Source organism: Ureibacillus terrenus, from assembly GCF_006569205.1.
Taxonomy (GTDB): Bacteria; Bacillota; Bacilli; order Bacillales_A; family Planococcaceae; genus Ureibacillus; species Ureibacillus terrenus.
Window position 1 is genome coordinate 1 of the sequence record NZ_VIGD01000061.1, and the last position, 1,095, is coordinate 1,095.

The 1,095-nt window shown below is 50.4% G+C and carries 1 protein-coding gene and 1 pseudogene; both read left to right on the plus strand.

The features are described from left to right. Positions 1 to 291 (plus strand): annotated as a pseudogene (locus tag FKZ59_RS14370) (IS21 family transposase); the annotation flags it as partial. Continuing rightward, the gene (gene istB / locus FKZ59_RS14375; RefSeq protein ID WP_020279897.1) at positions 288 to 1,040 is read left to right on the plus strand and encodes an IS21-like element helper ATPase IstB; all 753 of its coding nucleotides are present in this window, start codon (positions 288 to 290) and stop codon (positions 1,038 to 1,040) included. The pseudogene FKZ59_RS14370 and the gene istB, both read left to right, overlap by 4 nt. The last annotated feature ends 55 nt before the right edge of the window (positions 1,041 to 1,095 follow it).

Below are 1,095 nucleotides of genomic sequence, written 5' to 3' on the forward strand. Positions count from 1 at the left end.
ATTAGGAAATACTTCATGGAACAACCGAAACAGACGGCATCACGCATTCGAGGAGTGCAGAAGCTGCTGGAGCGGTACACCGTCTATGAGATCGCCCAGTGGCTTGACAAGTATCAACGGTGGGATTTGACGCCCCATGAGATCGGGGTGTTGATGGAGGCGAAGCGTTCGGAGTATCCCGCGAAATGGGAAGAAGCCTATACCCCTTCCGTTTTAGTCGACTATGAAACCGATTTACATGTGTATGATCAACGTCTTTGTCCGTCAAGGGAAGGGGGAAGCCGGGCATGAAGATGGATTTAAAAGAGATTTGTAAAGCCCTGCATTTGGCGTACATCGCGGATCGATTCGAGGAGGTGGCCTACGAGACCAAGGAACAGTTTTTGCGTGATGTGTTGGCGTTGGAGCTGTCGTTCCGTCAGAAAGCAAAACAGGCTCGATTGATCAAGAAGGCGAAGTTCCGGGAGTTGAAATGGCTCAAAGATTATGAATGGTCGGATCAGATTCATTGGCCGACCACGACCTCGAAGGAAGAACTTTGCGACCTTCGCTTTTTGGAGCAAAAACAGAACGTCCTGCTTTTAGGTTCGCCGGGAACAGGAAAAACCCATCTCGCCACCGCATTAGGATTAAAAGCGTGTGAACGGGGCCATGAAGTTCGGTTTTTCCGTGTCGCCGATCTTGTCGCCCAGCTCGAAGAGGCGTTAAAAGACGGCACCCTCGGACGGCTCAAACGGCAAATCGACACATGCGAGCTGTTGATTTTGGACGAACTCGGCTATGTACCTTTTCAAAAGCAGGGATCGGAACTGCTGTTTCACATCATTGCCGATTGTTATGAACGAAAAAGTGTCATCGTGACATCGAATTTAGAGTTTGGACAGTGGAATCGAGTGTTTGGGGACAACCGCCTGACGGCAGCGCTGGTGGATCGTTTGGTCCATCACGCCCACATTCTCGCGTTTACGGGAGAGAGCTACCGCTTGCGGCACGCGCTTTCTGCCGTTCAGTCGCTCCCTTCTCGCTCGGTTGAAAGGTAAATTCATTGAGCCGGCAAGCCTATGTATTTTTTCTTGCAATTCTCTGCACTTTTTG